29 protein-coding genes and 1 pseudogene are annotated in these 26,989 nt (G+C 33.1%); 2 read left to right on the top strand and 28 right to left on the bottom strand.

Going from position 1 to position 26,989, the window contains the following annotated elements:
* Position 1 precedes the first annotated feature (1 nt).
* The 6 genes and pseudogenes from NST87_RS03750 to NST87_RS03725 form a co-directional block, all read right to left on the bottom strand.
* Complete coding sequence (locus NST87_RS03750) at positions 2-964, bottom strand: FecCD family ABC transporter permease (RefSeq protein ID WP_340721327.1); 963 nt, start codon at positions 962-964, stop codon at positions 2-4.
* Positions 961-1,995 (bottom strand): FecCD family ABC transporter permease, encoded by a 1,035-nt coding sequence (locus tag NST87_RS03745; RefSeq protein WP_040029970.1) that lies wholly within the window; start codon positions 1,993-1,995, stop codon positions 961-963. The genes NST87_RS03750 and NST87_RS03745 overlap by 4 nt, the downstream gene beginning before the upstream one ends.
* A 12-nt stretch (positions 1,996-2,007) precedes the next feature.
* A complete protein-coding gene (locus NST87_RS03740) occupies positions 2,008-3,018 on the bottom strand; it encodes an ABC transporter substrate-binding protein (RefSeq protein ID WP_040029971.1) in 1,011 nt (336 codons plus the stop codon).
* Between the two features lie 94 nt (positions 3,019-3,112).
* Positions 3,113-4,174: pseudogene (locus NST87_RS03735) on the bottom strand (alanine racemase).
* 2 nt (positions 4,175-4,176) lie between these two features.
* Positions 4,177-5,934 (bottom strand): IucA/IucC family protein, encoded by a 1,758-nt coding sequence (locus NST87_RS03730; protein ID WP_019468679.1) that lies wholly within the window; start codon positions 5,932-5,934, stop codon positions 4,177-4,179.
* Positions 5,931-7,106, bottom strand: a complete 1,176-nt coding sequence (locus NST87_RS03725; RefSeq protein ID WP_019468678.1) for an MFS transporter — start codon at positions 7,104-7,106, stop codon at positions 5,931-5,933. Before NST87_RS03725 ends, NST87_RS03730 begins: the two co-directional genes overlap by 4 nt.
* A 101-nt stretch (positions 7,107-7,207) precedes the next feature.
* Here NST87_RS03725 and NST87_RS03720 point away from each other — a divergent pair, with 101 nt between their 5' ends.
* On the top strand, positions 7,208-9,157 hold the full coding sequence (locus tag NST87_RS03720) for an IucA/IucC family protein (RefSeq protein ID WP_019468677.1): 1,950 nt from the start codon (positions 7,208-7,210) through the stop codon (positions 9,155-9,157).
* 71 nt (positions 9,158-9,228) lie between these two features.
* Here the strand turns inward: NST87_RS03720 and NST87_RS03715 are convergent, their stop codons facing one another.
* The 6 genes from NST87_RS03715 to NST87_RS03690 form a co-directional block, all read right to left on the bottom strand.
* Positions 9,229-9,735, bottom strand: coding sequence for an Asp23/Gls24 family envelope stress response protein (locus NST87_RS03715; protein WP_019468676.1), 507 nt, complete (start codon positions 9,733-9,735; stop codon positions 9,229-9,231).
* 59 nt (positions 9,736-9,794) lie between these two features.
* Positions 9,795-10,034 carry a DUF2273 domain-containing protein gene (locus NST87_RS03710; RefSeq protein ID WP_019468675.1) on the bottom strand — a complete coding sequence of 80 codons (240 nt, stop codon included), beginning with the start codon at positions 10,032-10,034 and terminating at the stop codon, positions 9,795-9,797.
* A 12-nt stretch (positions 10,035-10,046) separates the two neighbouring features.
* Positions 10,047-10,583 carry an alkaline shock response membrane anchor protein AmaP gene (gene amaP, locus NST87_RS03705; protein WP_019468674.1) on the bottom strand — a complete coding sequence of 179 codons (537 nt, stop codon included), beginning with the start codon at positions 10,581-10,583 and terminating at the stop codon, positions 10,047-10,049.
* A gap of 116 nt (positions 10,584-10,699) precedes the next feature.
* Positions 10,700-12,292 carry a BCCT family transporter gene (locus NST87_RS03700; RefSeq protein WP_019468673.1) on the bottom strand — a complete coding sequence of 531 codons (1,593 nt, stop codon included), beginning with the start codon at positions 12,290-12,292 and terminating at the stop codon, positions 10,700-10,702.
* A gap of 342 nt (positions 12,293-12,634) precedes the next feature.
* A complete protein-coding gene (locus tag NST87_RS03695) occupies positions 12,635-13,642 on the bottom strand; it encodes a zinc-binding alcohol dehydrogenase family protein (protein WP_019468672.1) in 1,008 nt (335 codons plus the stop codon).
* Between the two features lie 17 nt (positions 13,643-13,659).
* The gene (locus NST87_RS03690; protein ID WP_103211194.1) at positions 13,660-14,667 is read right to left on the bottom strand and encodes an NADP-dependent oxidoreductase; all 1,008 of its coding nucleotides are present in this window, start codon (positions 14,665-14,667) and stop codon (positions 13,660-13,662) included.
* Between the two features lie 143 nt (positions 14,668-14,810).
* Between NST87_RS03690 and NST87_RS03685 the strand changes: the two genes are divergently transcribed.
* The gene (locus NST87_RS03685; RefSeq protein ID WP_019468670.1) at positions 14,811-15,806 is read left to right on the top strand and encodes an LLM class flavin-dependent oxidoreductase; all 996 of its coding nucleotides are present in this window, start codon (positions 14,811-14,813) and stop codon (positions 15,804-15,806) included.
* Between the two features lie 75 nt (positions 15,807-15,881).
* On the opposite strand, the gene NST87_RS03680 is transcribed toward NST87_RS03685, so the two are convergent.
* The 16 genes from NST87_RS03680 to rplO form a co-directional block, all read right to left on the bottom strand.
* Positions 15,882-16,757: an alpha/beta hydrolase gene (locus NST87_RS03680; protein WP_019468669.1), complete on the bottom strand. Its 876-nt coding sequence runs from the start codon at positions 16,755-16,757 to the stop codon at positions 15,882-15,884.
* Between the two features lie 246 nt (positions 16,758-17,003).
* Positions 17,004-17,396 carry a 30S ribosomal protein S9 gene (gene rpsI, locus NST87_RS03675; RefSeq protein WP_019468668.1) on the bottom strand — a complete coding sequence of 131 codons (393 nt, stop codon included), beginning with the start codon at positions 17,394-17,396 and terminating at the stop codon, positions 17,004-17,006.
* 19 nt (positions 17,397-17,415) lie between these two features.
* Positions 17,416-17,853, bottom strand: coding sequence for a 50S ribosomal protein L13 (gene rplM, locus NST87_RS03670; protein WP_019468667.1), 438 nt, complete (start codon positions 17,851-17,853; stop codon positions 17,416-17,418).
* Positions 17,854-18,055: 202 nt separating this feature from the next.
* Positions 18,056-18,862, bottom strand: coding sequence for a tRNA pseudouridine(38-40) synthase TruA (gene truA / locus NST87_RS03665; protein WP_019468666.1), 807 nt, complete (start codon positions 18,860-18,862; stop codon positions 18,056-18,058).
* Between the two features lie 3 nt (positions 18,863-18,865).
* Complete coding sequence (locus NST87_RS03660; RefSeq protein WP_019468665.1) at positions 18,866-19,672, bottom strand: energy-coupling factor transporter transmembrane component T family protein; 807 nt, start codon at positions 19,670-19,672, stop codon at positions 18,866-18,868.
* On the bottom strand, positions 19,662-20,525 hold the full coding sequence (locus tag NST87_RS03655) for an energy-coupling factor transporter ATPase (protein ID WP_019468664.1): 864 nt from the start codon (positions 20,523-20,525) through the stop codon (positions 19,662-19,664). Before NST87_RS03655 ends, NST87_RS03660 begins: the two co-directional genes overlap by 11 nt.
* On the bottom strand, positions 20,522-21,334 hold the full coding sequence (locus NST87_RS03650; protein WP_019468663.1) for an energy-coupling factor transporter ATPase: 813 nt from the start codon (positions 21,332-21,334) through the stop codon (positions 20,522-20,524). The genes NST87_RS03655 and NST87_RS03650 overlap by 4 nt, the downstream gene beginning before the upstream one ends.
* Positions 21,335-21,839: 505 nt before the next feature.
* Entirely contained in the window at positions 21,840-22,208 is a 369-nt protein-coding gene (gene rplQ, locus NST87_RS03645) for a 50S ribosomal protein L17 (protein ID WP_019468662.1), read from the bottom strand.
* 18 nt (positions 22,209-22,226) lie between these two features.
* Positions 22,227-23,171 carry a DNA-directed RNA polymerase subunit alpha gene (locus NST87_RS03640; protein WP_019468661.1) on the bottom strand — a complete coding sequence of 315 codons (945 nt, stop codon included), beginning with the start codon at positions 23,169-23,171 and terminating at the stop codon, positions 22,227-22,229.
* Between the two features lie 76 nt (positions 23,172-23,247).
* Positions 23,248-23,637 carry a 30S ribosomal protein S11 gene (gene rpsK / locus NST87_RS03635; protein WP_019468660.1) on the bottom strand — a complete coding sequence of 130 codons (390 nt, stop codon included), beginning with the start codon at positions 23,635-23,637 and terminating at the stop codon, positions 23,248-23,250.
* A gap of 23 nt (positions 23,638-23,660) precedes the next feature.
* Positions 23,661-24,026, bottom strand: a complete 366-nt coding sequence (gene rpsM, locus NST87_RS03630) for a 30S ribosomal protein S13 (RefSeq protein WP_019468659.1) — start codon at positions 24,024-24,026, stop codon at positions 23,661-23,663.
* A gap of 21 nt (positions 24,027-24,047) precedes the next feature.
* Positions 24,048-24,161 carry a 50S ribosomal protein L36 gene (gene rpmJ, locus NST87_RS03625; RefSeq protein ID WP_002482634.1) on the bottom strand — a complete coding sequence of 38 codons (114 nt, stop codon included), beginning with the start codon at positions 24,159-24,161 and terminating at the stop codon, positions 24,048-24,050.
* A 31-nt stretch (positions 24,162-24,192) separates the two neighbouring features.
* Positions 24,193-24,411: a translation initiation factor IF-1 gene (gene infA / locus NST87_RS03620; RefSeq protein ID WP_001118443.1), complete on the bottom strand. Its 219-nt coding sequence runs from the start codon at positions 24,409-24,411 to the stop codon at positions 24,193-24,195.
* A gap of 173 nt (positions 24,412-24,584) precedes the next feature.
* Entirely contained in the window at positions 24,585-25,235 is a 651-nt protein-coding gene (locus NST87_RS03615) for an adenylate kinase (protein ID WP_019468658.1), read from the bottom strand.
* 17 nt (positions 25,236-25,252) lie between these two features.
* Complete coding sequence (gene secY, locus NST87_RS03610) at positions 25,253-26,545, bottom strand: preprotein translocase subunit SecY (RefSeq protein ID WP_071562313.1); 1,293 nt, start codon at positions 26,543-26,545, stop codon at positions 25,253-25,255.
* A complete protein-coding gene (rplO, locus tag NST87_RS03605) occupies positions 26,545-26,985 on the bottom strand; it encodes a 50S ribosomal protein L15 (RefSeq protein WP_019468656.1) in 441 nt (146 codons plus the stop codon). The genes secY and rplO overlap by 1 nt, the downstream gene beginning before the upstream one ends.
* Positions 26,986-26,989: the final 4 nt, after the last annotated feature.

Genomic DNA, 26,989 nt, shown 5'->3' with positions numbered 1-26,989 from the left:
TTTATAATTTTCTCAATAAAAACAGAAAATATGGTACACCAACAATCGCGACAATGACACCCACAGGAATATCAATTGGCGGATGTATACCTCTTGCTAGACTGTCGCTTATCGTTAAAATTAAAGCACCCAATAAGCCAGACATAAGCGTAATATGCTTATGTTTATGACCAACTAACTGTCTAGCTATGTGAGGTGCAATGAGACCTAAAAAGCTCAGTCCACCAACTACTGATATTGAAGCACCTGCTAGAATAACAGCTAAAAATAAAAGAATTGCTTTTACCTTTTTCACTTTTGCCCCGAGTGCAATCGCTATATCATCTCCTAATGTCAAAATATCTAGTTGATGACAATAATAAAATATCACCGGTAACGTAACAATAAACCAAGGTAATATCACCCACACATTTGACATACTATGACCATATAGGCTACCTGTTAACCAGACTAATGCCGTGTTAGCATCAAGTGGGTTACGTATGAGCATATATTGTACAATTGCTGTACATATTGCACCAATCGCTAAACCAATTAATGCTAACTTAGAACCTTTTACATTAAATCTTGATATTAATATAGTTAAAATCAAACTTATGATTAATGCGCCTGCAAATGATCCGAATGGCAATATGAATAAAGGCGCTGATGGAAATAACATGATAATTGTAACGGCAGATAAACTTGCACCTTTGGTAATACCTATCACATCAGGAGAAGCCAGAGCGTTTCTTACTACACCCTGTATCAATGCACCAGAAATAGCAAGGCTACTGCCTACTATTAATGCTAAAAACATCCTTGGTGTTCTATACTCGTTAATTATAAAACTATTTTGTGTAAAAAGGCTATTTACCGCTTCAAACGGATTGATGAAAACAGCACCTATTGAAAGGGAGGAAATTGACGCAATCAATAACAATACTGTAACTAACGAATAGCGAAATATGAATGGACGCTTCATAGCCTTCTCACTCCTTTTATTGTAAATGCTAAGAAATAAAAAGCACCGATAAATGACGTTACTATACCTACAGGTGATTCAAAAGGAAAGGCAATCAATCTACTTAAAACGTCAGATAATAATAATAAGTTTGCACCGATAATCATCGTTAAAGGCACCATTAATCTATAATCTGTATTAATATAATGTTTAACAATATGTGGCACTATCAGTCCTACAAAACCAATTGGACCTGCGATTGAAACAGAAGTACCTGCCAGCACAATGACTAAGATACCAATGATCATTCTTATCAATTTAACATTTTGACCTAAAGAGGTGGCCAAATCCTCACCTAATTCCATGATTGTCAATTGTTTAGCTATGATAACTGTACAGATAAATGCAAGTATTAACCATGGTAAGATACCTAATACTTGTGTCCATGTAATCGAGGATAAAGATCCTACTAACCAAAACATCACTGTTGATGTTGCATCTTCATTTAATAAGATAATACCCTGTGTCATACTTGAAAAAAATAAATGGATTGCCATTCCGGCAAGTGCTAACTTTATTGGAGTCATCCCTCTTGTTGAGCCAGATAAAGTGTAGACAGTTAGACCACCTATAAAGGCACCTATAAATGCTAGTATCGTTGCAAAAGATGACAACCATGGCACAATCATAGTAATCAATACAATCACAAAAGATGCACCTGAATTCACGCCAAATATTTGAGGAGAAGCTAAAGGATTTCTAGTCATCGCTTGCATTAACAATCCTGCTAACCCTAGTGCTGCACCTATGAGTAAACCGGCTAACATCCTTGGTATTCGTACATTATGTATTAAAAATGTTTGTTTCGTTTGTGAATGCGCAAAAAAATAATCATTAAAGTCATTGAAAGTAATATGAGATGCGCCCACACTTAAATTAAAATAAATAATGACAAAAAGCGCACACACACTCACAATAAATGTGAGTGCTGTGCGTTTGCTATTTTTCTTGTCTTCTGTTTTGGTTTGGTTAATGCTATTAGTCTTAGTCATTTACCGTTCACCTTACTTTTGTTGTTTATCATTTTTTTCATCTTTTGAAATCTCTACTAATTGTTTAGCAATCTCTTCAGAAGAAATGATACCTCTTGCACGAGCCCAAGTATTTCTATCTACAATAGCAATTCTATCATTTTTAACAGCATCTAAACTTTGCCAAACTGGCTCTTCTTCTCGTTTTTTCAAGTTTGGATCAGCTTTTCCTTTGTCCACCATGATAAACATGCGTCCTGGATTAATGTCTGAAAGCACTTCTGAATTTAGTTGTAAGTATGGACCTTTTAAATACTTAGATAGGTTATCTGTTTCAGTTTTATTAAGCGCGTTGTTAAAACCTAATTCTTTTAATAATTCACCTACATATGTATTTTCTGGGTGTGCAAGCAAACCAGATTTGGCAATTACTGTAGCTAATACTGGTTGAGACTTGTCCATTGTTATTTCTTTCTTATATTTATCCATTAACTCATTATGTTCTTTTAATCTTTCTTTTCCTTTATCTTCTTCACCTGTAGCTTTAGCAATTGTTTTAAATGCTTCTAGGTTGTCTTTATAATCACTATCAAAGCTTGGTAACATGATTGTAGGGGCAATTTTTTCTAAATCTTTTTGTATGCCTTTATGTCTATTACTATCTGCGATAATTAAATCTGGTTTCTGATTGCTAATTTCTTCCAAGTTTGGTTGTTTACGTGCACCCACTGATTGATAATCGCCTATTTTTTCACGTATCGGTGCTAAAATTCTATCTTTTTTACCATCATCAGCGACACCAACCGGTTTAATATCCAATGCTGCTAAAGCATCAACAAATGAAAACTCAAGTGCAACTATACGTTTAGGTTTTTTATCAATGTTAGTTGTTCCTCCATCATGCTTAATCGTTGTGCCATTTTTAGTTTTGTCGTCATTTTTAGATTGGTCAGAACCATTATCACTAACTTTACCACAAGCCGCTAACAAGATAAGCGTTAATGTGATTAATAATAGACCCATCCATTTAGATCTCTGCTTCATCGTTTTCACTCCTTAGATATGTATCATTACACATCTAATTTTATTGATAACGATTCTCAATGTCAATAATTTTTTTATTAAAATTTGATAAAAATCAAATTTTATTCAACATTCTCATATTTTTGATATAACACATTTTTTCAATAACATCATCACTCTGATAATCTTTAGCTAAATTAGGTACAAACATACTTTGTGCTAAAGCTTTGTAACCTAGACTGAACTGTATTTTATCTCCGATATGGTAATGATCATTATTTAATAAATTTATCATAAGGTGATCACTCGTCGCGCCCAAAACTTTTACTTGATGATGTAATGGTTTAATGTCATTGACGTCTGTGTCTAAATTTCCTATATCTACAATTGCTTGTAAATAGTGTTGCCCATCATTCATATTAATACGAGGTTTGATTTCAACAATTTCTGTCTCTAAAATGATGACATTTTGATATAAAGTAGCAAAATGGTTATTTGTAGTCGTTTCACTTCCTCTAAACAAAGTTTCTCCAATCCTTAATTCATTAATTTTTCCTAGATCGTTATAAAGCATTTATAATAACATACTAGAATTGCCACCTGAGATTATTTCAAATTTCATATGTGTTTCTTTCTCGATTGAAATAATAAACTGATTGATCATCTCAACGTCTTCTTCAGTTGGCGCAATAGCATTAAAACACATAAAATTAAAAGCCAATCCTTTGAGGCATATATGATGCATGTTCATAATTTCTCTAATATAAGCAATTACGTCGTAAGTCAGCACACCTTCTCTAGCATCTTTCCAATCAACCATTAATAATATTTTATGTTTCACATTATAATTACTTGCGATTTCATTGATTTTTCGTATTGTTTCTAATTCAGTTTGGATGCTCATGTCAACGTGGCGTACTACATTTTCTAATTCTTCATGGTTACTATTTCTAATTAATGTAAAAGATATGGCTTCATCTGTACTTTTTAGAATATTACTGATCCTTGCATCTGCAATATGTGTAATGCCAATACTTTTCAACATTTCAACGATTGTATTATCACCTGCCACACATTTAATCACAGGTGTAAAAGCAATGTGATGTTGTTTTAAAAGTGAGTTTAATGTCATGGCGTTGTATTTAATTTTAGAAAGATTTATGTTGATTTTTGCCATAATTACACCTCATTACTTAAAGGATTATCTAAATCTATAGTTAAATAATTTTTAACTTTACCTTCCATTCGCATACGTAGCAATGCTTTCACATTTATTTTAGCTCCAAATAAGGTCTGTCGTAGTATATGTGAATGTGCTTTTTTTGAATCAATGGATTGTTCAACGGCTTCACGTACAAGGTCAAATAGTTCGTCTGCTTCTATACCATCATATTGCGTAAAATGATGTATTAGTTCTGAAATTTGATTTTGAATGACAGCATGTTGAAATTTTGCTATGACCGCTTCAATATTCTCGGCGATTAAACTTTTATTAGTAACATTAATGTTAGGTAATTGAGCTTTTAACGTATTTAAATCAATTCTTGAGCCTCCTAAATCTCTGATCATAAACTTCATTTTAAAATCGTGGTTCAAATTAACAATTGTGTTTTGCATATGTGCTTCTAAAGCCACACCATAATCTTGGATATAGGCTATTAATGGTTTTATAAGTGTTAATGCATAATTACTAATAAATTTTTTAATTGTCTCTTTGGTTAACTTTAGACCAAGCCATTCTATATAACTATCGACAATGATTTGATTATCCACAGGATTTCTATTGACCAAACTTCCCGTTACTATCGTGAGGCCGGTGTTTGAAATTTGTGGCTGATAACGCACAATACAAGCTAATTGGCGTGCGATATCCTCATCTGTATCAGCATATATGCCATAGGGCTCCAACGCGACCTTTAATTGTGGATACACATCCATCATATCTTGCAGCTCATAACTTAATTTAGGGCCATCAACGGTTGTTACTGATGAAACAGTTCTCACTGCACTTGTCGCCTGTACATTTATTGGTAATTTGACATGAAATGGTTTATTGAGTAGCTCCATTGTTCTAAAAGACAGTGTTGCTTTAGACTCTATTTCAAACGGTGTCGCTAAAAGACGTTGTGTTTCTATCCAATGTCCAAATTGTTGTGGAATAACATTTTCATATTGCCATGGATGTACAAATATAATTCGATAATCTGCTAAATCTAAATCGTGTGAATCTAAAAATGCTTTTATTTTAACTTTATATTCAGGAATGACTTGATTGATGATATATTGTTCATCGTCTTCCATCGCAGTTGCTATACAAAATTGTTTATGGATAAGCATGATTTTCAATGGAATAATTTTTTCAAATTCAGGCGCATATAATTTAACTTCTTCATTCGTTAAGGGTAGCTTTGTCTTAGTTAAAGGATGCGTTGGATGCCCCTCCACTACAAGGCTTTCAGAATAAATTAAATCATTAACATCATTATCTTCTTTCATATGTTGGAGCCAAGTAAAAAAGTTGATCGTCATTGGCATTCTTGAAAAATTCAAACTATCACGAATGTTTAATTGTCTATAATTAAAATTTTCATAACTCATCGCTAGACCTTCTCGGCTTGATTGTAACTCTGCTGTTAGTCTAGTACTAATAGGGATATCAAATTGATTTGTTAATAATTCAAGCAATTGTTCCAAAGATTCAATATTAAAACTTGCGTCACCTTTAATATAACGTATCTCACCTTCAAAGACATAACGCATTAAAGGACTCTTTCTCACACAGTTAACATTTAGTACTTGTCCTTTGTATTGAAGTTCTAGGCATTTATCAAAGGACTTAAAGAACATTTTCTCAGGAAAAATATGTTCTTTAAGAATCGCGTTAAACATGCGGTATTGAATATTTAAATCTGCTAATTTCCATATATAATGCATCATACAACATTGCCTCCATTTGTTCTTTGTCTGTTAATCATGCCAAATATTAATGCAATCGTTAAAGTACTTAACCCCATAATAATGAAGGTTTCTATAATACCTATGTATTCGGTTAAAAAGCTCATGATCATGGCACCTAAGGGAATCATTCCTCTATCCATCATTACAATACTTAGTATTTTCCCTCGATGTTCTGGTTTAACACGATGTTGAAAATAAATCCTATTAGTAGTCCTCATCCATTGACTGAACAGACCAATTAAGAAAACTGAAATAAAAAATAAAACAATATTCTGGCTAATACTACCTAATAAAGAAACGCCAAATAATATCGAACTATAATAATACATCTTCACCATGGAGAAATTTTCTAGTATATTAGGTAAAATCATTGTTGCAATGATACCACCTATTGCACAACATGTCATTGCTGTCCCAAACATCGTTACTTGTTCAGGGAATGTTTTATCTGTTAAAACTGGTAATAATGAAGTATATGTAAAACCACTAGCCATTATAATCAAAGATGTTACAAATATCCTAGTGCCAACACTATTATCTTTAAAATATTCAAACACAAATTTCATACTCATTTGTGTTTCTGTTTCACCATCCCTCGGTTGTTCAATTTTGAGAGGTAAGCATAGTATTAAGGATATTAAGTAACATACCGCTTGTATGCTGAAACTTATTTCTGCGTTATAGCTCGCCATTACTAAACCTGCTATAGCCGGGCCTATAGATCTACAAATATTAATAATAAATGAATGGTACGAAACAACCTGTGTTGTTGTTAAACGTTTCGTCAAATCTGGTAGTACAGATTGACGTACTGGTGTTTCTATTGCACTCATAATACCTCTACCCAATGAATATAATAAAAATACTACAATCGGTATATCCCATCCTTGAAAGATTAAGACACACAATAAAGTGGTAAGTAAGAAAGAAGAAGAGATTGTTATTTTCAATAATTTCCCTCTATTACATCGATCTGCTAGTGCACCAGCCCATACACTAATGAGTAAAATAGGCACAAGACGGAAAAAATTAATGAGTCCAAGATGAATTGCGTTATGATATAACGTATACACGTACCAATTTAAAGTGATATGTCCAATCCAATTTCCTAAAAATAATAGGAACGAACTTGGAAAAAAATACTTTGGCATATTTTCACCTGACTTTTTTAATTGATAATAATTATCATTATCGATATTATGGATTATACAAATATCTTATACTTTTGTAAAATAATTTTTAGAGGTGCTTTATGAATTCAAAAAGTATTAACAACAATTTATTAAATAATATTAACAATGACGAACAACGTGCATTTGAATATTTATCATCAATCAATGAACAATGGGCAAAATTGTTCCTAAATATGCTTTTAGATAGTCGAGATAAAATATCTCAAAGATTAATTTCTTCATTACATAGGGAAAATTTAGTAGAAAGTCGGAGCCGCAGTAAGATTATTTCTAATCAAGATTTGAACATTGAACACTTACCATCAAATAGTAAATTGCTATCCATTGCATTTCCTGAACTTAATAAGACACTATATGCAACTATAACAGGAGAACATGCATTTGATCGCTTAGATGTTCAAGGGCCATTTTATATTGCACACAATGGCAGTTACAATAGAGTACAACATCCAAATGAAATATTAAACATCATTTTAACAATATCACCAGAACTTGATAATGAAGCTAGCACACAATTTTATGAAGATTTGAACAACAGTGTCACAAATATGGCAATTGCATTAAGCTATCAAGCATACACATTAAAAAATAATAAAAACAGTTTATATGATTTAATTATAAAATCAGAGGATAGTTATTTGAGTTCTGAACAGTTTGTTATTGAAGGTCACCCAATTCATCCAGGCGCTAAATTACGTAAAGGAATGACACCAGAAACTGTAATTAATTTTTCAGCGGAGTTTGGTAACGCCATATCCTTACAATTTGTTTTAATACATAAATCAATAGCAAAAGCTCAAACTTATATTGAAGAAGAAAATGATTTACTTTTTAGATTGTTTGAAGGGTTAGAAGCAGCTGTTATGGATCATGTTGGTCGTGATCAGGCTAATCAATATTACGTAATGGTCGTGCATCCATGGCAATACGACCATATATTATTACAGGAGTACAAAGAAGAATTAAATACTAAGAAAGTGATGCCAATTGATTATCAACAATCATATTACGCAGGACTATCTTTTAGAACTTTAATGCCTAAATATCCTGAAAAATCACCTCATATTAAATTATCAACTAACGTTCATATTACTGGTGAGATTAGAACATTATCTGAACAAACTACAATAAACGGGCCACAGGTGACACGTATCCTTAATGATATTAAACAAAACGATTCACTATTTAAGCATATAAACGCTGATACAATTGATGAGCTTGCCGGTATTCACTTTTATAACTCATTGGATGAGACAACTATCAGAACAAAAAGAAGTGAACAACTAGGTACATTATTTAGAACCAATATTTATCAATTGATTAAAAATGATACTACACCCATCATCCCTTCAGCGTTAGTCGCTTCAACGATATATAATGATGAACCATTAATTGTCTCGTTAATTAACAAATATAAAGAAAAAAACAAGCTTCCGACCTTTGAAATAGCTGCTTTATCTTGGATACAACAATACATCCAAGCCTTAATAGATATTACAATTCCACTATATGTGAAATATGGTATCGCCCTTGAAGCGCATTTACAAAATTCAATCGCTACATTTACCGAAGATGGACTTTTAGATACACTTTATATACGTGATTTTGAAGGGCTACGTATAGATCAAATGCATTTAAATAAGATGGGCTATAGTACTGCACAATTTCATGAAAAATCTTTAATTTTATCTGATCAACCTCAAACAGTATTCAATAAAGTTTTTTACTCAAGTATTCAAAATCACCTCGGTGAATTAATTGTCAGTATAACAAAATCAAGTGAGCATTCTAATTTTGAAACACAGCTTTGGCAATTGATTCGTGATATTTTAATTGCTAAGTTAAATGTTATTGCACATGATATGGAAGATCAACAGCGCGTAGAAAATATTAAATCAATTCTATTAGCACCAAAAATAGATTATAAATGTGTTACAACCATGCGCCTCACAGATGAAGCGGATTATTATACTTATATCAAGGTTAGCAATCCATTATATCAGGGATAAAAATACGCAATATAAACGTACAAAAAACTACCGGTAAAGTAATTACTTTACCGGTAGTTTTGTATTAAGCATTATTGTAAGCCTTTATTTTCATTGCTTGAATCTTGGTTTTTTTCATTTTTTTGTGACCATTCTTTTCTAGTCATCACGTCTTCAACACGCATATTCACTTCTACAACTTCAAGACCAGTGATATATTTAACTTGTTCTTTTACTAAGTCTGTCACTTTACGGAAGATTTTAGGTGCAGATTCACCATATTCTAAAATAACTTTTAAATCAACTGCAGCTTGTTTTTCGCCTACTTCAACGCTAACACCTTGTGTTACGTTGTTACTGCTACCAAATGAACTAGAAATGTTATCAACGAAGCCGCCTTTCATTTCTAAAATACCATTTACTTCGCGTGCAGCAATACCAGCAATTTTTTCAATAACTTCGTCTGAGAAAGTTAACTTATTATTGAATTCTGGTTCTTGTTGTTGCTGTTGTTGTTGCTGTTGTTGTTCTTGCTCTTTTTCATTTACTCCAGTTTGATTATCATATGCTTGTTTTGCTTTATTATTATCTACTGCCATAATTAATTCTCCTTTTTTATATAAGATTTTAAAATGATTAATTTACTATTTTAAATTAATTAACTCCATCGATTTAAGAAATTCAAAAAATCTTGCTTACGGTCTTTAGTATACCCAATACCAATACCAATTAAACATAAAACAATAATTAAAATTGTACTCCAGAAACCTAACGTTAAAAATAAAATAGCAATAATTAGAAATGCTAAAAATCCAATTATTCTCCATTTAAATGTTTTGAAAAAATCAACAACTTCTTGTGTAGAATCTTGTCTTTGTTGGTTATTATTGTTAGCCATGATAACCCTCCCTTACAACACACGTTTGCCTGAGGCTTTTTGATCTCTAACGTTAACCTCTAATTTTGAAACTGGTAATTCTGTGAAATGCTCAACATTTTGTTTAATGTCATTTCTTATTTCTTCTGTCAATGAACCAACTTGAACATCACCTGGAACAAAGAAATCCGCTTTTAAAGCAATATGTGATTTCTTTTTCTTGTTATATAGTTTCGCTATAACATTTGGTTGACGAATTTGATCATATTTTACAAGTGTATCGTATGCAGATTTTTCAACTGCTTTTCTTGATACATAAATATGTCCATCTTCATAGTCTTTATAAAGTCCAGGTTTTCTATACGTAGGTTTAAACAAGCTAAATACAAGTATTAGACCTATTAAAATCAGTAGGGCTGCTAAGCCAATAAGCGTCGGTTCAAACCAATTAAATTGTTTGAAGTAGTCTTGGTACTCACTAATTCTAGAATCTTTGATATACATAAACAGTAAAAAACCAACGATGACTACGATTAATAGACCTAGTATAAAATTTTTAATTCGCTTCACCTCGTATGACACCTCCTATAGTCAAATTATATGTACATGTCATACATCTTTATACCCCGTTAAATAAAAGTAAAAACATTTTAAATTGAAATTATAATGTATTTGGTAAAATAATTTTAATTGCTGTCGTGATGCGTTTGTGATTGGATACTTTTTTCATGCTCTTGATTCGCTTTTCGATATTGTAAATATTTTTCATCTGAAACAAGTAATTTATTGCTAGGTCTCGGTTTTTCAATTGATAATGATTTGAATAATGACCAAATCATAAAGATAATAACGATTGAAAAAGGTAATGCTGCTATGATTAATAAGTTTTGTATTGACTGTGTTCCACCTGTATAAATCATAATCATAGCAAATAGTGCTAAAATAACACCCCAACTTACTTTTACTACGCCAGATGGATTAATACTACCTTTAGAACTCAACATACCTAGCACATAAGTTGCAGAGTCTGCTGAAGTAACAAAGAAAATCATAATTACAATAAGTGTAATAATACTGAGTAAAAATCCTAATGGAAAATGCTCAAGTGTTGCAAATGTTGCAGTTTCAGTTGCCTCTTTAGCAATGTTGGCAATATCATTTTGCTGTAAATAAATCGCTGACGCCCCGAACACTGCAAAGAATAAAAAACAAACAAGTGCAGGTACAAAAAGGACACCTAAAATAAATTCTTTAATTGTTCTACCTCGAGAAACTCGAGCAATGAATATGCCAACAAAAGGTGCCCAAGAGACCCACCAAGCCCAGTAGAAAATCGTCCACTGTTGCAACCATTGGAATTTCTCTCCACCTGATTGTGGAATACGCAAACTCATGTTAAAGAAATTAGCAATATAATCTCCCAATGAATTAGTAAACGTATTTAAAATGTTTAACGTAGGCCCGACACAAAATAATGCGATCAATACTACAAAAGCTAAAAACATATTAATATTACTTAAGTTTTTAATACCTTTATCAATACCTGACCAAGCAGACCACGTAAATAACACTGTAGCAATAACAATAATCACAACTTGTGTACCAAAATTAGAAGGTATTTTAAATAAAAAATTTAACCCTTCATTAATTTGTAATGCACCAAATCCAAGTGTCGCAGCAACACCAGTCACTGTGGCGATAATTGCAAGCACATCGATTGCGCCACCTATTGGGCCACGCATCATCTTTTCTCCTAAAATTGGTCTTAATGTCGCACTCACTAATCCAGGATACCCTTTATGAAAATTAAAATATGCAAATACAAGTCCTACAATTCCGTACACTGCCCATGCATGTATACCCCAGTGGAAAAATGAGAACTGCATCGCTTCATTGATGGCAGTTTGTGTTCCTGCTTTATGTATCGGTGTTAATGTAAATGCATGACTGATGGGTTCAGCTGTTGTCCAAAATACTAAACCAATCCCCATACCCGCACTAAACAACATTGCAAACCATGATTTTAGTGAAAATTCTGGGTCTTCTCCTTCTTCTCCTAAAGTTATTGTTGAATATCTAGAAAATAATAAATAGATAGATACAACTAAAATAGCTAACACTAATAGTAAATAATACCATCCAAAATTTACTGCAATAAAATTGGTAATCGCTTGTGTAACCGTTTCTAATTGTTTAGGCGCAATTGCGCCATAAATAACAAATAGCGTACAAATCGTTAGCGCTACCCAAAAAACTACTGTTAATTTTCTAAGACGCATATTAACATGACACTCTCCCTTTACTTTATGTGTCATATATACCCTTACATTGTGGTAATATGCGTGATTTATGAATTTAATTGTATTTAACACTTTGATTTATACATTCTATATCTTAAATTGTGCATATGTTTAAGAGTAATAATTTTCGATATTGATATTGTGAGAAACAATTTCTTTGAAAAATAAAGGAGCAAAATAACAATCAAATATAATGTTTTGATTGCCATTGCTCCTTTGTAGCAGCTATTTTATTGAAAACTGTTTAACTCTTCTAGTATTGCTTAACAAATAACTATTTCTCAATAGCAGTGTTCATATTTATAACATCAATCACTTTTACTAAATGGAAATAACTAATTTGCCAACCATGCTATGATTTTCCATTTTTTTATGCGCTTCATAAATATTATCTGCTGTTAATCCTTTTAGCACTTCATTTGCTGTGGGCTTATAGTCACCTGATTCTACTTTGTTAGTGATATCTTTTAAATAGGTACCATGAATAGCCATATCTTCTGTTTTATTTAGCGGTCTTGAATACATATATTCATGTGTAAAGGTTACACTTTTAGTCTTCAATAAATTTAAATCTTGATTATTGTTGAAAGCAACAATTGTAGCTATTTTACCGCGTGGTTTTACTAATTCAATCATTTTTTCGTAATACAAATCCGTATCAAAAGTACAAAATATATAATCTACTTCACTAATTTCATATTTTTTAAATTCATCTGTCAGATTATTTTTATGATTCAACACGATGTCTGCACCTAATGATTTTGACCAATTATACGTTTCATCGCGAGATGCAGTGGTGATGACGTGTAATCCGTAATACTTTGCTATCTGAGTTGCGATACTACCTACGCCACCTGCGCCATTAATTATTAATAAGGACTTCCCTTTATTTTCTTCTGGATTATGAGAAATATTAAAAACATCAAAAAGTGTTTCTGACGCTGTTAAACCAGTTAAAGGGAGACTTGCCGCTTCAACATCACTAATATTACTCGGCTTCAAAGCTACCAATCGTTCATCAACAAGTTGATATGTTTGATTCGATCCTTGATACGAAGGTGAACCTGAATAATAAACTTCATCGCCAATCTTAAATTGTTTAACATCTTCGCCTATAGCTTCTACAACACCTACAGCATCATATCCTAAAATTCTTGGCGACTCACTTATAGACGATTGTCTAATTTTCGTATCTACTGGATTCACACTAATAGCAGTTAAACGCACTAATAATTCATATTGCTGAGGCTTTGGCGTCTCTATATCCATTTCATAAAATTGATTACCTTCATCTAATGTAAACGGTCTATCTGCACCAATTGCTTTCATATGTGCATCTCCTTTACTTATATATAGTCTGAAACTTGGACCACTTGTTTACCAAAATTATCTCCAGTAAATAAATTTCTAAAGGCATTAGGCACGTTTTCAAATCCTTCTACAATCGAAGTTTTTGTTTTTATTTTATCTTCATTTACCCACTGAGCAAGCTGTTGACTCGCTTGTTTAAAGTCATCAGCATAATTTGCAACAACAAATCCTTTCATAAGTGCTTGTGATTTTATCAAAATCGGCTGTATACGTGGGCCGTGCTCAATACTTTTATCATTATATCCAGAAATTGCACCACATACTGGAATTCTAGCAAATTGATTTAAGTGTTTCATTACTTCATCTGCAATGTGCCCACCAACATTTTCAAAATAAACATCTACACCATCTGGAACTGCTTGTGCTAATTGTTCTGAGAAGTTATCAGCTTTATAATCTACACTAGCATCAAATCCTAATTGTTCAGTTAAATATTTCGTTTTGGTTGTTCCGCCTGCAATACCAACCACACGTGCGCCTTTTAATTTAGCTATTTGACCTACTACTGATCCGACAGCCCCTGAAGCTGCAGATACAACAACAGTTTCTCCTTCTTTTGGTTGGCCAATTTTCAGCAGACCATGGTATGCCGTTTGCCCAGTCATACCTAATACACTTAGATATAAATAAAGTGGAATCTCTCTCTGAGTAATTTTCGTAACTTTTTGAGCTGATACATTTGTATATTTTTGCCAAGGTAACATACCTAATACATAATCACCTTCGTCAAAAGCATCAGCGTTGGATTGTATTACTTTTCCAACAATATGTCCGGCCAATGGTTCATCTAATTGAAATGGTTGTATATAAGATTTACTATCATCCATTCTGCCACGCATATATGGATCTACCGAAATATATATCGCTTCAACTTGAATCTCATCATTACCAGGCTCATCTATTTCAATAGTTTCGTATCTAAATACATCATCAGAAGGTATACCTTCTGGGCGTTTTGCTAATACAATGCTTTCTGTTTTCATTATTTTACCTCCATTTCATATTTTCTTCTATTCTATAGTGATGAAGTTATGCAATCAATCAAATCGCTTATTTGATATTTTGTCCCCGTGTTATGATAAACAGAATAGAGCACTTAAATGATTGTAATGAAGGAGAGTGTAATATGCGATTAAGTATACTAGATTATGTCCCAATATTTGAAGGCAGCGATACTACTCAAGCGATAAATCATTCTGTTGAATTAGCTCAATTTGCTGAATCGCTAGGTTTTTATCGATTTTGGGTTGCTGAACATCACAAAGTATTGTCAGTTGCTTCTAGCGCTCCTGAAATGATAATGATGACATTGCTAGAAAATACAAATTCGATTCGCATAGGCAGTGGTGGTATTATGCTTCCTCACTATAGTGCATATAAAGTAGCAGAAGTTTTTAAAATACTAGAAGGTCGTCATCCTGGCAGAGTAGATTTAGGCATTGGCCGTTCTATGAGCTTTAAAAATGTAAATAAAGCACTAAATGAAAACAAAACAGTCAAAGTTGATTTTAAAACTCAAATTGTGGATTTAATAAACTATTTTAATGATGACATTCAAAGACAAAGGTTTCTGGGATTATACGCTACACCTTTAATCAATACACAACCTGATATGCATATATTGGGCACGAGCCAAAATAGTGCTGAACTCGCTGCGCAACTTGGTTTACCTTTTGTCACTGCTTTAATGGGAAAGCAAAAATATAAAATTAAACAATCCATTGATGATTATCGAAAGCTATTTTTAAAACTTCATCCAAACCGAACACCATATGTTATGATTTCAACTTTTGTAATCACTGCAAATGACATTCAAAAAATCAAAGAATTAGAACAAGCTTTTCATCTTTGGTTATTGCGCATTAACTATTTAAAACAACCCAGTCACTATCCATCAATTACATTTGCTCAACAAAGACAACCAACTACAAGAGAACTTGAAAAAATGAAGCAAAATGAACCACGCTTTATCAGTGGTTTACCAAATGAAGTTTTTACTCAATTACAAGCAATCGCACATAACTACAATGCAGATGAAATAATGATTCAACCACATGTTTATGGGGAATCAAACCGCAAAAACTTGTTACAATTATTAGCAATTGAAAACAATCAATTTTAAGTTAATTAAAATGAGAAAATATAGTGGCTGCACAATTGTTCAAAAGATAATTCTAATATATTAGAGTTATCTTTTTTATTTATAATTCCAAAGAAATGCATTAATTTGATCTGTAACTTTTTCATTATCATGAAGCTCACTATGTTCAGCTTTAGGTCCATAAGCTTTGTATGTTTTAAAAGTTTTAATATGATTTGATAATAAGTACCTTAACGATTCTGATGATACATTCGTTACTCTACCATCAGAATGCGTTCCGTCTTTTAAATCACCATAAATATTAAGGACTTCAGCATTTTTAGGGTAGTGCGCATGCATAGATAATAAATTACGGTATTCTTTTAACATCTTGTTAGGTTTGCCATTTTTGTCTAAATGTATATTTAAATCCAAACCATTGATATCTACTTCTCCGTTAAAGTTTCCAGCTAAACTAACTTGCTTATTTAACTTTGGTAAAACTCTATCATCACCATACTTTAACATATAATAACTAAAGGATTGATTTCCCATTGAGTGTGCAACAAAATTATATTTTTTAAAATGATATTTTGCATTAAAAGCTATCATAACATTTCTGATCCATTGCGCATTTTTTTCTAAATTTTTATTTTCATTATCTTCAAGTATAATTTTTATAATCGGACGTTTCATCTTGTTAGATATATTTTTATTAAATGTCACCTTTCCATTTGATAAAACTTTCGCTTCAACAACGTCATTTGTAATATTATTTTGGAGTGCTGAATTTACCATGTATTTTTCTGATTGACTTGTTCCAGCATAACCATGTAAATAAAATGTCGGCACTGATGTTTCACTGGACATATTTTTAATTAACGTTTTGTTTAACACTTGGTTCACCACAAAAAGAGTAATGCTAGAAAAAATAATTAATAATAATACGATACTTAATTTTTTTAAGTGATGGTTTAGCTTGTTGAATGTCATATGTATAACCTCTAATATTGTTTTATTTTATTATACTTCATACTTTTTGAACTTACTAAAATAAACCAACTCTTTCTATTTTTACGGGGACAAAAGTTGTATACATTTTTGTTTATTTATAAAACAAAAAAACTTCCCATATTAATATGGGAAGTTTGAAACGTTTCTTCTATTTGACACTAATCACCTAAGCAATTAATGTACCAAACCTGTGAACGAAAAATATTCGCAACAATATTTGGGATATTAACGTTTTGAGAATTGTGGTGAACGACGAGCTTTTTTAAGACCTGGTTTCTTACGTTCTTTCATACGTGGGTCACGTGTAAGTAATCCAGCGCGTTTTAATGAACCTCTATATTCAGGATCTGCTTCTAATAAAGCACGTGCAATTCCGTGACGGATAGCTTGTGCTTGTCCAGTGAAGCCACCACCGTGAACGTTAACTAATACATCATAGTTACCTTTAGTTTCTGTAACATCAAATGGTTGGTTTAAGTCTAAGATTAATGATTCGAATGGTAAGTAGCTACGTACATCAGTGTGGTTAACAGTAATGTTACCTTCGCCAGGTACTAAACGTACACGTGCTACTGAGTTTTTACGACGGCCTGTGCCTTTATATTCAACTTGTGCCAATGTAATTTCCTCCTTTTAATTAACCACGTAACTCGTAGTTTTCTGGTTGTTGTGCAGCGTGTGGATGTTCAGCGCCACCATATACAAATAATTTTTTACCTTGTTTTTCGCCTAGACGTGTGCTTGGTAACATACCTTTAATTGAGTTTTCAAGTAAACGTTCTGGGTTTTTAGCTTTTAACTCACCAGCAGAGATTGATTTGATTCCGCCTGGGTGGTTACTGTGACGGTAATACATTTTGTCTTGTTCTTTATTACCAGTGAATTGAATTTTAGCAGCGTTGATGATAATTACATAATCACCTGAGTCAACGTGTGGTGTATAAGTTACTTTATTTTTACCGCGTAGAATAGCAGCTACTTCTGATGATAAACGACCAAGTGTTTTACCTTCAGCATCAATAACATACCATTTGCGCTCAATGTTTGCTTCATTAGCCATAAATGTTTGACGCATATAATTGTCCTCCTAGAATAAATAAATGTTTCTTGTCTAATTAAAGTGATATTTAAACTTAAATTCATTTATTTTGTTAATTTATAATTTCTACGTGCTTCTATATCTTGTTACACAATAAGATTCCGGGGCTTATCGTGGGGTGATATAAAACAATACCGTTAGTTATCGTATAATTTTTATGGGGTTTTGTCAATGTAATTCAACTATTTTGTGTAGATTTTTTTTGATATATTTTTATATTTTCACCAAAGTCTCTTTTCAGTGCTTCGGGGGATAAATATATATGTTCCAAATACAATCCATCCGCTGGTGCAGTGAACGGAACTTTATTGCGGTCTTTAGCATTTAATAATTGTGGAACTACCTCAGGTTGGAATTTCCCTTTGCCTACTCCAATTAAAAATGCTACTAAGACACGCACCATATTATATAAAAATCCCGAACCAGTAACGACATAATCAAAACCATATTCTGTTTTTTCTATTTTACTTTCATATAACGTACGGACTTTACTTTCAACTTCTGTTTTTTGAGAACAAAATCCAGTAAAGTCATGTGTACCTATAAACAAATTAGCAGCTTGTGTCATTTTTTCAAAGTTTAAACTTTCTGGTACGTGACTTTTCAATCCACATTCAAATGGATTTTTATTAGGTGATTGGTAAACTTTATAGCGATAAGTTTTACCGACACAATCGTATCGACAATGAAATGATTCATCTACAAATGAAACATCTTTCACATAAACATCATCAGGCAATGCCCGATTCATCGCATATCGCCATTGATCTGGTGCAATATTAAGCTCTGTATCAAAATGAAAATATTGTTCTAATGCATGCACGCCACGATCAGTTCGACTACTAGGATGTATTCTAATATGTCGTTTGTGCATGCGTTTAAGTATTTTTTCAAATTGTTGTTGTACGGTTCTACCATTATTTTGAATTTGAAAACCTAAGAATTGACTACCCTGATATGAAATATTTACTAATACACGAACCATTCTTTACACTCCCATATACTTTAACACAAATAGTATTATTGCTATTGGTATAATTGAAATCAATAACAAACTATCAGACCATTGCCAGTCTAATTGACGATAACTTGTTCGCTGTTTGTTTGTTTCATAACCACGGACTTCCATTGCAATGGCTAAATCTTCTGCTCTTTGGAAAGCTGAGATAAATAAGGGTATCAATAAAGGAATAAATGCTTTAACTCTGTTGATTAACCCCCCAGAACTGATTTCAGAACCTCTTGATTTCTGTGCTAAAATAATCTTATCTAGCTCATTCATTAAAGTTGGAATAAAACGTAAAGCGATTGACATCATCATACTCAATAAATGTACGGGTACTTTTATCAACTTTAATGGATATAATAATCTTTCAAACGCATCAGTAAGATCTAATGGGCTCGTCGTTAAAGTCATGATTGTAGATACCATAATGATAAACATTAGCCTCAAAACAATATAGACACCTTCTAAAATACCTTGAGTATCAATTGAAATAAAACCTAACTCAAATATGCGCATACCACCTTTAGTTAAAAACAAATGCATTAAAAAGGTGAAAATCAGAAAAATCCATATGGGTGTTAATCCCTTTATTAAAAACCAAGATTTTATGTGCGCTGCTTTCATCATGGTTACTATGATTAAGAATAACCATAAGTAAGTGATAAATGAATGTGCAAAAAATATTAGTATAATAAATAAAAATACAAATATTAATTTGGCACGTGGATCACGACGATGTACAAAAGTGTCTAATGGAAGATAACGTCCTATAATAAACTTATCTCTCATGTTGTTGCCACTCCTTATACATCTCTGTGAATTCTGATTCGGTTAATGCGGTGCGCTCAAATTTAAATTGATGCTTTGCTTCGATATCTCTCTGTAATTTGACGATGTCTGGTACATCTAAATGCATATCTTTAACATAGTCGTCAGCATTAAACAATTTTCTTGGAGAACAGCTTTCCACTAACTTGCCATGCTTAATAATTTTCACTTCATCAGCATATTTTGCAACATCATTCATTTCATGTGTAACTAATATAATTGTTTTATTTTGTTCAAGCTGCAGTTTCTTTAACATTTCCATGATTTGATTTCTACTTTTAGGGTCAAGTCCTGCAGTAGGTTCATCTAAAATAACAATATCTGGATCCATAGCCAATATAGAAGTAATTGCTATTTTTCTCATTTGACCTCCCGACATTTGGAAAGGTGATTGTTCAAGTATATCTCTATTAAAACCGAACTCTAATAATAATTGAAATGCTCGTGCTTTTACTTCTTCAAGTGGCATATTAAAATTTTTAGGTCCGAATAAAATTTCTCGTTCCACGGAATCTTCAAAAAGTTGTGATTCTGGAAATTGGAATACTACTCCTACACGCTTACGCACTTGCTTTAAATACTTATCTTTCGTCTTGTGTGTAATCATGACATCATCGACTTCTAAAGAGCCATGTGACGGTTTTAGCAATCCATTAATATGCTGTATTAATGTAGACTTACCAGAGCCTGTTTGACCAATCACTGCATAATACTTGCCTTGTTCAAAAGTAGTTACAATCTCTTTCAATGCAAGATGTTCATAAGGTGTTCCCTTTTGATAAACATAGGACACTTGATTGAATATAACAGTCATAATTTGCTTACCAACCCTTCATAAGAAATATAGTCAGTAACACCTAATAGTTGTTGGCTCATTCTCATTGCAAACGGTAAATCTAAACCTATTTGTGTTAATGCCTCTCCTTTATTAAAAATAACTTGAGGCAAACCCGATTGATATAGAAAGCCTTGGTTTAAAACAACTAAATGATCCGCATCTATAGCTTCAGATAAATCATGAGTGATTGATATGATTGTCACATCTTTTTCTTCCTTTAAACGATGTATGAGTGAAATTAATTCTGTTCTACCTTCTGGATCTAACATAGACGTCGCTTCATCTAATATGATGATATCCGTATTTAATGCTAAAACACCTGCAATTGCGACACGTTGTTTTTGTCCACCAGAAAGTGATTGTGGCTCATATGTAGCTCTGTCCAGCATATCTACATCCGCTAATGCTTTAGGCACAATTTCATGCATCTTCTCGTAAGTCATCGCATTATTTTCTAAACCAAATGCTACATCAAATTCCACAGTAGACCCAACAAATTGATTTTCTGGATTTTGAAATACAATACCTATATGCTGTCTCAACTTATTTAAGTTATCATCATTGATACTAACACCGTTTAAATATATTTGGCCCTCAAAAGGTTTTTGAATGCCAATCATCAGTTTTGCTATCGTCGATTTCCCCGAACCATTATGACCTACTATAGAGGTCCATTTGCCTCTAGGAATGCTAAATGATACATCATTTAACGCAAGTGGTTCATCGCTATTATATTTAAAAGATACATGATCAAATTTAATTATTTCTTCTGCTTGCGTTATCATACCAGTTATCTCCTAAATCAAAAATATTAATCATATACTTAATCATTTTACATGAAAAACGATAAATAAGCACTTCATCTTCACTAATTTCTTTTTAAAATTTTATTTATTGAGACACGCATAAAGATACTTTTAATCATGAAAACGCAGTTCATCAAGGTGAATAGTTAACAATTACTGTTTCTTAGCAATTTGTCTAGTTTTAAATTTGTGAACAAAATATTGTTTAGTTAGAACTTCTTATCCATTTACTCTATCAATGTATCCCTTTAACTTATCCAAATTAAGGCTTGGCGGTTCGCTATTGCTTCGCAATTGCATAAGTCCCCCTAAATTCTTCGAATTAAGGGGGACTAACAAAAAAAAGCGCGCACCCCATCATATTTGAGTTCACGCTTTAAAATTTATTAAGTTGATGGGGTACTCTGAGCTAGACAATATTTGTATGTGGCAAACATTATCGTTGCACTCATTTGCTTTATACATAGTAGTATGTGTATTTAAATTAAACTAATTCTATAATTACTGATTCAGCACCGTCACCGCGACGAGGGCCTACTTTAAGGATACGTGTGTAACCACCTTGACGTTCTGTATAACGTTCAGCAATTTCACCAAATAATTTTTGAAGTGCAGTTTGTGTTGTTTCATCTTCATTTAAGACTTCAACATTACGTAAAGTTTTAGCAGCTTGGCGACGAGATGCTAAATCTCCTTTTTTACCTAAAGTGATTAATTTTTCAACAACACTACGTAATTCTTTTGCACGTGCTTCTGTCGTTTCAACACGTTCACTAACAATAAGTGAAGTAGCTAAGTCACGTAACATCGCTTTACGTTGATCAGAAGTACGACCTAATTTTCTGTAACCCATGAGTTAACCTCCTTTTTATTAATCTTCTTTTCTAAGACCTAAGCCTAGATCTTCAAGTTTATATTTAACTTCTTCTAATGATTTGCGTCCTAAATTGCGCACTTTCATCATATCTGCTTCAGATTTATCAGCTAATTCTTGAACAGAATTAATACCTGCGCGTTTCAAACAGTTATATGAACGGACAGATAAGTCTAACTCTTCTATAGACATTTCAAGTACTTTTTCTTTTTGATCTTCTTCTTTTTCAATCATGATTTCAGCATTTTGTGCTTCATCAGTTAATCCAACGAAGATGTTCAAATGTTCAGTTAGGATTTTTGCCGCTAGAGAAACAGACTCTTGTGGCGTAATTGAACCATTAGTCCAAACATCCAAAGTTAATTTATCAAAATCACTACTTTGACCTACACGTGTGTTTTCTACAGTATAGTTAACACGTTCTACTGGTGAATATAGTGAATCCACTGGAATTACACCAATTGGTAAATCACTAGTGTTATTTTGTTCTGCTAATGCGTAACCTCTACCCTTATTAGCAACAAGACGGATTTTTAAATGTCCACCTTTAGATACTGTTGCGATTTTAATCTCAGGATTTAAAATCTCTACATCACTATCATGCGTGATGTCACTTGCAGTAACTTCGCCTTCATCTTTTACATCAATCTCTAATGTTTTATCTTCTTCAGAATAAATTTTCAATGCTAGCTTTTTGATGTTCATAATAATTGTTGAAACATCTTCTACAACATTGTCTATTGCTGAGAATTCATGTAATACACCTTCGATTTCGATGTACTTAACGGCTGCACCTGGTAATGAAGATAGTAGGATACGACGTAAGGAGTTTCCTAGTGTAGTACCGTAGCCACGTTCTAGTGGTTCAACAACGAACTTACCGAATTTAGCATCTTCACTAATTTCAATTGTTTCAATTCTAGGTTTTTCGATTTCAATCATTTACAAATATCCTCCTTGATTACGTCGACTTGAATTGTACTGTGTTTCTCAGTGACTTGCGACAATAACGATAATATTATACGCGACGACGTTTTGGTGGACGACAACCATTATGTGGTACTGGAGTAACGTCACGGATTGCAGTTACATCTAATCCAGCTGATTGTAATGCACGGATCGCTGATTCACGACCTGGGCCAGGACCTTTAACAGTAACTTCAACAGTTTTCAAACCATGTTCCATAGCTGCTTTAGCTGCAGTTTCTGATGCCATTTGTGCTGCAAATGGTGTTGATTTTTTTGATCCTTTAAATCCAAGTGCACCTGCTGATGACCATGATAAAGCATTACCAAATTCATCAGTAATAGTTACGATTGTATTATTGAATGTTGAGCGGATGTGTGCCACACCATTCTCAATATTCTTTTTCACTCTACGTTTACGAGATACTTGTTTACGTGCCATTTAAAATTTGCCTCCTTTACCTATTATTTTTTCTTGTTAGCTACAGTTTTCACTGGGCCTTTACGAGTACGAGCATTGTTTTTTGTCTTTTGTCCGCGTACTGGTAAACCACGACGGTGACGGATACCACGGTATGATGAGATTTCCATTAAACGTTTAATGTTTAAGTTTTGCTCACGACGTAAGTCACCTTCTACTTTATAACTGTCTACTATTTCACGGATACGACCTAATTCGTCATCAGTTAAGTCTTTAACGCGAGTATCTGCAGATACATTAGCTTCTTCAACAATTTTTTGAGCTGTAGTAGTACCGATACCATATACATAAGTTAAAGAAATAACAATACGTTTTTCACGTGGAATATCTACTCCTGCAATACGTGCCATAATTATTTACACCTCTCTTTATTAACCTTGTCTTTGTTTGTGTTTTGGATTGCTACAAATTACCATTACTTTACCTTTACGTTTAATGACTTTACATTTTTCGCAAATTGGTTTTACTGATGGTCTTACTTTCATTTTAATACCTCCCTATATTATGGAGTGACGATTATTTATAACGATACGTAATTCTTCCGCGTGTTAAATCATACGGAGACATTTCTACAGTTACTTTGTCGCCAGGTAGAATTCGAATATAATTCATTCTGATTTTACCACTTACGTGAGCTAAAATCTCATGACCATTTTCTAATTCTACTTTAAACATTGCATTTGGTAAAGTATCTAATACTGTACCTTCTAATTCAATAACATCTTGCTTAGCCATTTATTAACTTCCCCCTTTTTACAATAGTTGGTTATCGTCTAAGATCAACTATAACCATACGAGTCTATAAGTGTTGTTAATAAGTTCAACAAAATTAAAATGAATTACTATATCGCATTGTCACTCTTTTTCGTTTATACTCTTGGCATTACATAGACCGTACAAAGTTGATACTATTTTAGGTTTTCAAGAATATCGATTACGTTTGAAGTAACCTCATTAATATCTTTTGAACCATCAATGTTTTTCAATACATTTTCATTATCATAGTATTCTAGGATTGGCTTAGATTGTTTTACATTGACATTTAAACGATTTGCAACTGTTTCTGGGTTGTCATCTTCACGTTGGTATAACTTACCACCGTCAATATCACAAATGCCATCAACTTTTGGAGGATTGAATACAAGATGATAAGTGTGTCCGCATTTTTCGCAAATTCTACGACCAGTAAGGCGGTTCATTAATTCTTCTTCAGGTACCTCTATATTGATAACAGCATCAATTTTTCTATCTAGTTCTTGCATGATTTCACTTAATGCTTTTGCTTGTTCAATAGTACGAGGAAAGCCGTCAAGTAAGAATCCTTTTTTTGCATCGTCTTCAGAAATTCTTTCTTTAACGATGCCCACAGTAACTTCATCAGGGACTAATTCTCCACGATCCATGTACGATTTAGCTTCTTTTCCTAAATCCGTTTCATCTTTAATCGCTTTTCTGAACATGTCTCCAGTAGATATGTGTGGAATTGGGAATTTCTTAACAATTTCACTCGCTTGAGTTCCTTTACCTGCGCCAGGTAAACCCATTAAAATGATATTCATAAGTGCCCTCCTACAATTTATCTACCACCAAAGCCTCTATAATCTTTTTGACTCACTTGAGCTTCAAGACTCTTCATTGTTTCAATCGCAACACCAATTACGATAAGTAGACTTGTACCACCGACTTGTATCGATTGTGGCAAGTCCATCACCTTAGTAGCAATGATTGGTAGTATAGCAACGACAGCTAAGAATATTGATCCTACAAAGGTCAATCTGTAGAGAACTTTAGTAATATATTTTTTTGTTTGTTCGCCAGGTCTAATACCCGGAACATAACTTCCTTGTTTTTTAAGGTTATCAGACATCTTTTCGGGATTGACTTGTACAAATGCATAGAAATATGTGAATGCGATAATGAGAATCACATAAACGATCATTCCTATATTATTCGATGGATTTGCCACGTCAGATATTTTTTGCGCCCAACTTGCATCAGGGAAGAACAAAGTTAATGTTCTTGGTAATAAGAAGAACGCCATTGCAAAGATGACTGGGATAACCCCTGCAGAGTTAACTTTCAAAGGTAAATATGTTGCTTGTGAACCTAATCGTTGTGCAGACTGTTTTTTCGCATATTGAATTGGTATTTTTCTAATAGCTTGTAGTACGAATATTGCACCAACCGTTAGCAATACCATTCCAACAATTAATCCAACAACTTTTAACCATGCTAAAGTTGTATCATCTTGTCCTACAAAGGACTGTTGGTAAAACTGGATTAATGATGAAGGTAATGAAGATAAAATCCCTCCAAAGATAATGATGGAAATACCATTACCAACACCGAATTGAGTGATCTGTTCACCTATCCAAATTAAGAACGCTGTACCAGCTGTTAACACAACAGCTATTGTTAGGTAGCTAATTACGGACTGGTCCATAATTAGTTGACCTTGCAAATAATTATTAAATTGGAACGCCATTCCTATCGATTGGATAAAAGCAAGTGCAATCGCAAAATAACGGGTTACGTTATTAAGTTTTTTTCTACCTGCATCACCTTGTTTTGCCCACTCTGAAAACTTTGGAACAATATCCATTTGTAATAACTGCATCACAATTGATGCAGTAATATATGGCATTATACCCATGGCAAAGATAGAAAAGTTCTGCAAGGCTCCGCCACCAAACGTGTTAAGTAAGTCAGTGACACCTTGAGAACCTTGTTGACTGTCAAAAGCAGCTGGATTTACGCCAGGTGCTGGAATATAAGTACCTATTTTAAAAATAACTAACATTGCGAGCGTAAAAAAGATCTTGTTACGAACTTCTTTTGTAGTAAAGAAGCTCACAAGCGTTTGAAACATTAGATCACCTCGTGTGCTCCGCCTTTAGCATCAATAGCTTCTGCTGCAGAAGCAGAGAATTTGTTAGCTTTCACTGTTAACTTCTTGTCAAGTGAACCACTACCTAGTACTTTAATACCAGATTTTTCACTTTTAACTACACCAGATTCTACTAATAAAGCAGGAGTTACTTCAGTACCATCCTCAAATTTATTAAGTTGGTCTAAGTTAACAATAGCATATTCTTTGCGGTTAATGTTAGTAAAACCTCGTTTTGGTAAACGGCGGAATAAAGGTAATTGTCCACCTTCAAATCCTGGTCTGATACTACCACCTGAACGCGCTTTTTGTCCTTTTTGTCCACGGCCACTAGTTTTACCGTTACCAGTAGCTGCACCACGACCTACGCGGTTACGAACTTTACGAGAACCTTCTGCTGGTTTTAACTCATGTAATTTCATTTCG

Source organism: Staphylococcus sp. FSL W8-0271 (assembly GCF_038006605.1).
GTDB lineage: Bacteria > Bacillota > Bacilli > Staphylococcales > Staphylococcaceae > Staphylococcus > Staphylococcus cohnii.
Note: the sequence above shows the minus strand (reverse complement) of the source record. Positions and strands in the feature narration are given on the sequence as shown.

Bases quoted from the DNA above. Each gene is read 5' to 3' on its own strand.
- NST87_RS03750 (WP_340721327.1), bottom strand. From the start codon at position 964: ATGAAGCGTCCATTCATATTTCGCTATTCGTTAGTTACAGTATTGTTA.
- NST87_RS03745 (WP_040029970.1), bottom strand. From the start codon at position 1,995: ATGACTAAGACTAATAGCATTAACCAAACCAAAACAGAAGACAAGAAA.
- NST87_RS03740 (WP_040029971.1), bottom strand. From the start codon at position 3,018: ATGAAGCAGAGATCTAAATGGATGGGTCTATTATTAATCACATTAACG.
- NST87_RS03730 (WP_019468679.1), bottom strand. From the start codon at position 5,934: ATGATGCATTATATATGGAAATTAGCAGATTTAAATATTCAATACCGC.
- NST87_RS03725 (WP_019468678.1), bottom strand. From the start codon at position 7,106: ATGCCAAAGTATTTTTTTCCAAGTTCGTTCCTATTATTTTTAGGAAAT.
- NST87_RS03720 (WP_019468677.1), top strand. From the start codon at position 7,208: ATGAATTCAAAAAGTATTAACAACAATTTATTAAATAATATTAACAAT.
- NST87_RS03715 (WP_019468676.1), bottom strand. From the start codon at position 9,735: ATGGCAGTAGATAATAATAAAGCAAAACAAGCATATGATAATCAAACT.
- NST87_RS03710 (WP_019468675.1), bottom strand. From the start codon at position 10,034: ATGGCTAACAATAATAACCAACAAAGACAAGATTCTACACAAGAAGTT.
- NST87_RS03700 (WP_019468673.1), bottom strand. From the start codon at position 12,292: ATGCGTCTTAGAAAATTAACAGTAGTTTTTTGGGTAGCGCTAACGATT.
- NST87_RS03695 (WP_019468672.1), bottom strand. From the start codon at position 13,642: ATGAAAGCAATTGGTGCAGATAGACCGTTTACATTAGATGAAGGTAAT.
- NST87_RS03690 (WP_103211194.1), bottom strand. From the start codon at position 14,667: ATGAAAACAGAAAGCATTGTATTAGCAAAACGCCCAGAAGGTATACCT.
- NST87_RS03685 (WP_019468670.1), top strand. From the start codon at position 14,811: ATGCGATTAAGTATACTAGATTATGTCCCAATATTTGAAGGCAGCGAT.
- NST87_RS03680 (WP_019468669.1), bottom strand. From the start codon at position 16,757: ATGACATTCAACAAGCTAAACCATCACTTAAAAAAATTAAGTATCGTA.
- rplM (WP_019468667.1), bottom strand. From the start codon at position 17,853: ATGCGTCAAACATTTATGGCTAATGAAGCAAACATTGAGCGCAAATGG.
- truA (WP_019468666.1), bottom strand. From the start codon at position 18,862: ATGGTTCGTGTATTAGTAAATATTTCATATCAGGGTAGTCAATTCTTA.
- NST87_RS03660 (WP_019468665.1), bottom strand. From the start codon at position 19,672: ATGAGAGATAAGTTTATTATAGGACGTTATCTTCCATTAGACACTTTT.
- NST87_RS03655 (WP_019468664.1), bottom strand. From the start codon at position 20,525: ATGACTGTTATATTCAATCAAGTGTCCTATGTTTATCAAAAGGGAACA.
- NST87_RS03650 (WP_019468663.1), bottom strand. From the start codon at position 21,334: ATGATAACGCAAGCAGAAGAAATAATTAAATTTGATCATGTATCTTTT.
- rplQ (WP_019468662.1), bottom strand. From the start codon at position 22,208: ATGGGTTACAGAAAATTAGGTCGTACTTCTGATCAACGTAAAGCGATG.
- NST87_RS03640 (WP_019468661.1), bottom strand. From the start codon at position 23,171: ATGATTGAAATCGAAAAACCTAGAATTGAAACAATTGAAATTAGTGAA.
- rpsK (WP_019468660.1), bottom strand. From the start codon at position 23,637: ATGGCACGTAAACAAGTATCTCGTAAACGTAGAGTGAAAAAGAATATT.
- rpsM (WP_019468659.1), bottom strand. From the start codon at position 24,026: ATGGCACGTATTGCAGGAGTAGATATTCCACGTGAAAAACGTATTGTT.
- rpmJ (WP_002482634.1), bottom strand. From the start codon at position 24,161: ATGAAAGTAAGACCATCAGTAAAACCAATTTGCGAAAAATGTAAAGTC.
- infA (WP_001118443.1), bottom strand. From the start codon at position 24,411: ATGGCTAAGCAAGATGTTATTGAATTAGAAGGTACAGTATTAGATACT.
- NST87_RS03615 (WP_019468658.1), bottom strand. From the start codon at position 25,235: ATGAATATCATTTTAATGGGTTTACCTGGCGCAGGTAAAGGAACTCAA.
- secY (WP_071562313.1), bottom strand. From the start codon at position 26,545: ATGTTTCAAACGCTTGTGAGCTTCTTTACTACAAAAGAAGTTCGTAAC.
- rplO (WP_019468656.1), bottom strand. From the start codon at position 26,985: ATGAAATTACATGAGTTAAAACCAGCAGAAGGTTCTCGTAAAGTTCGT.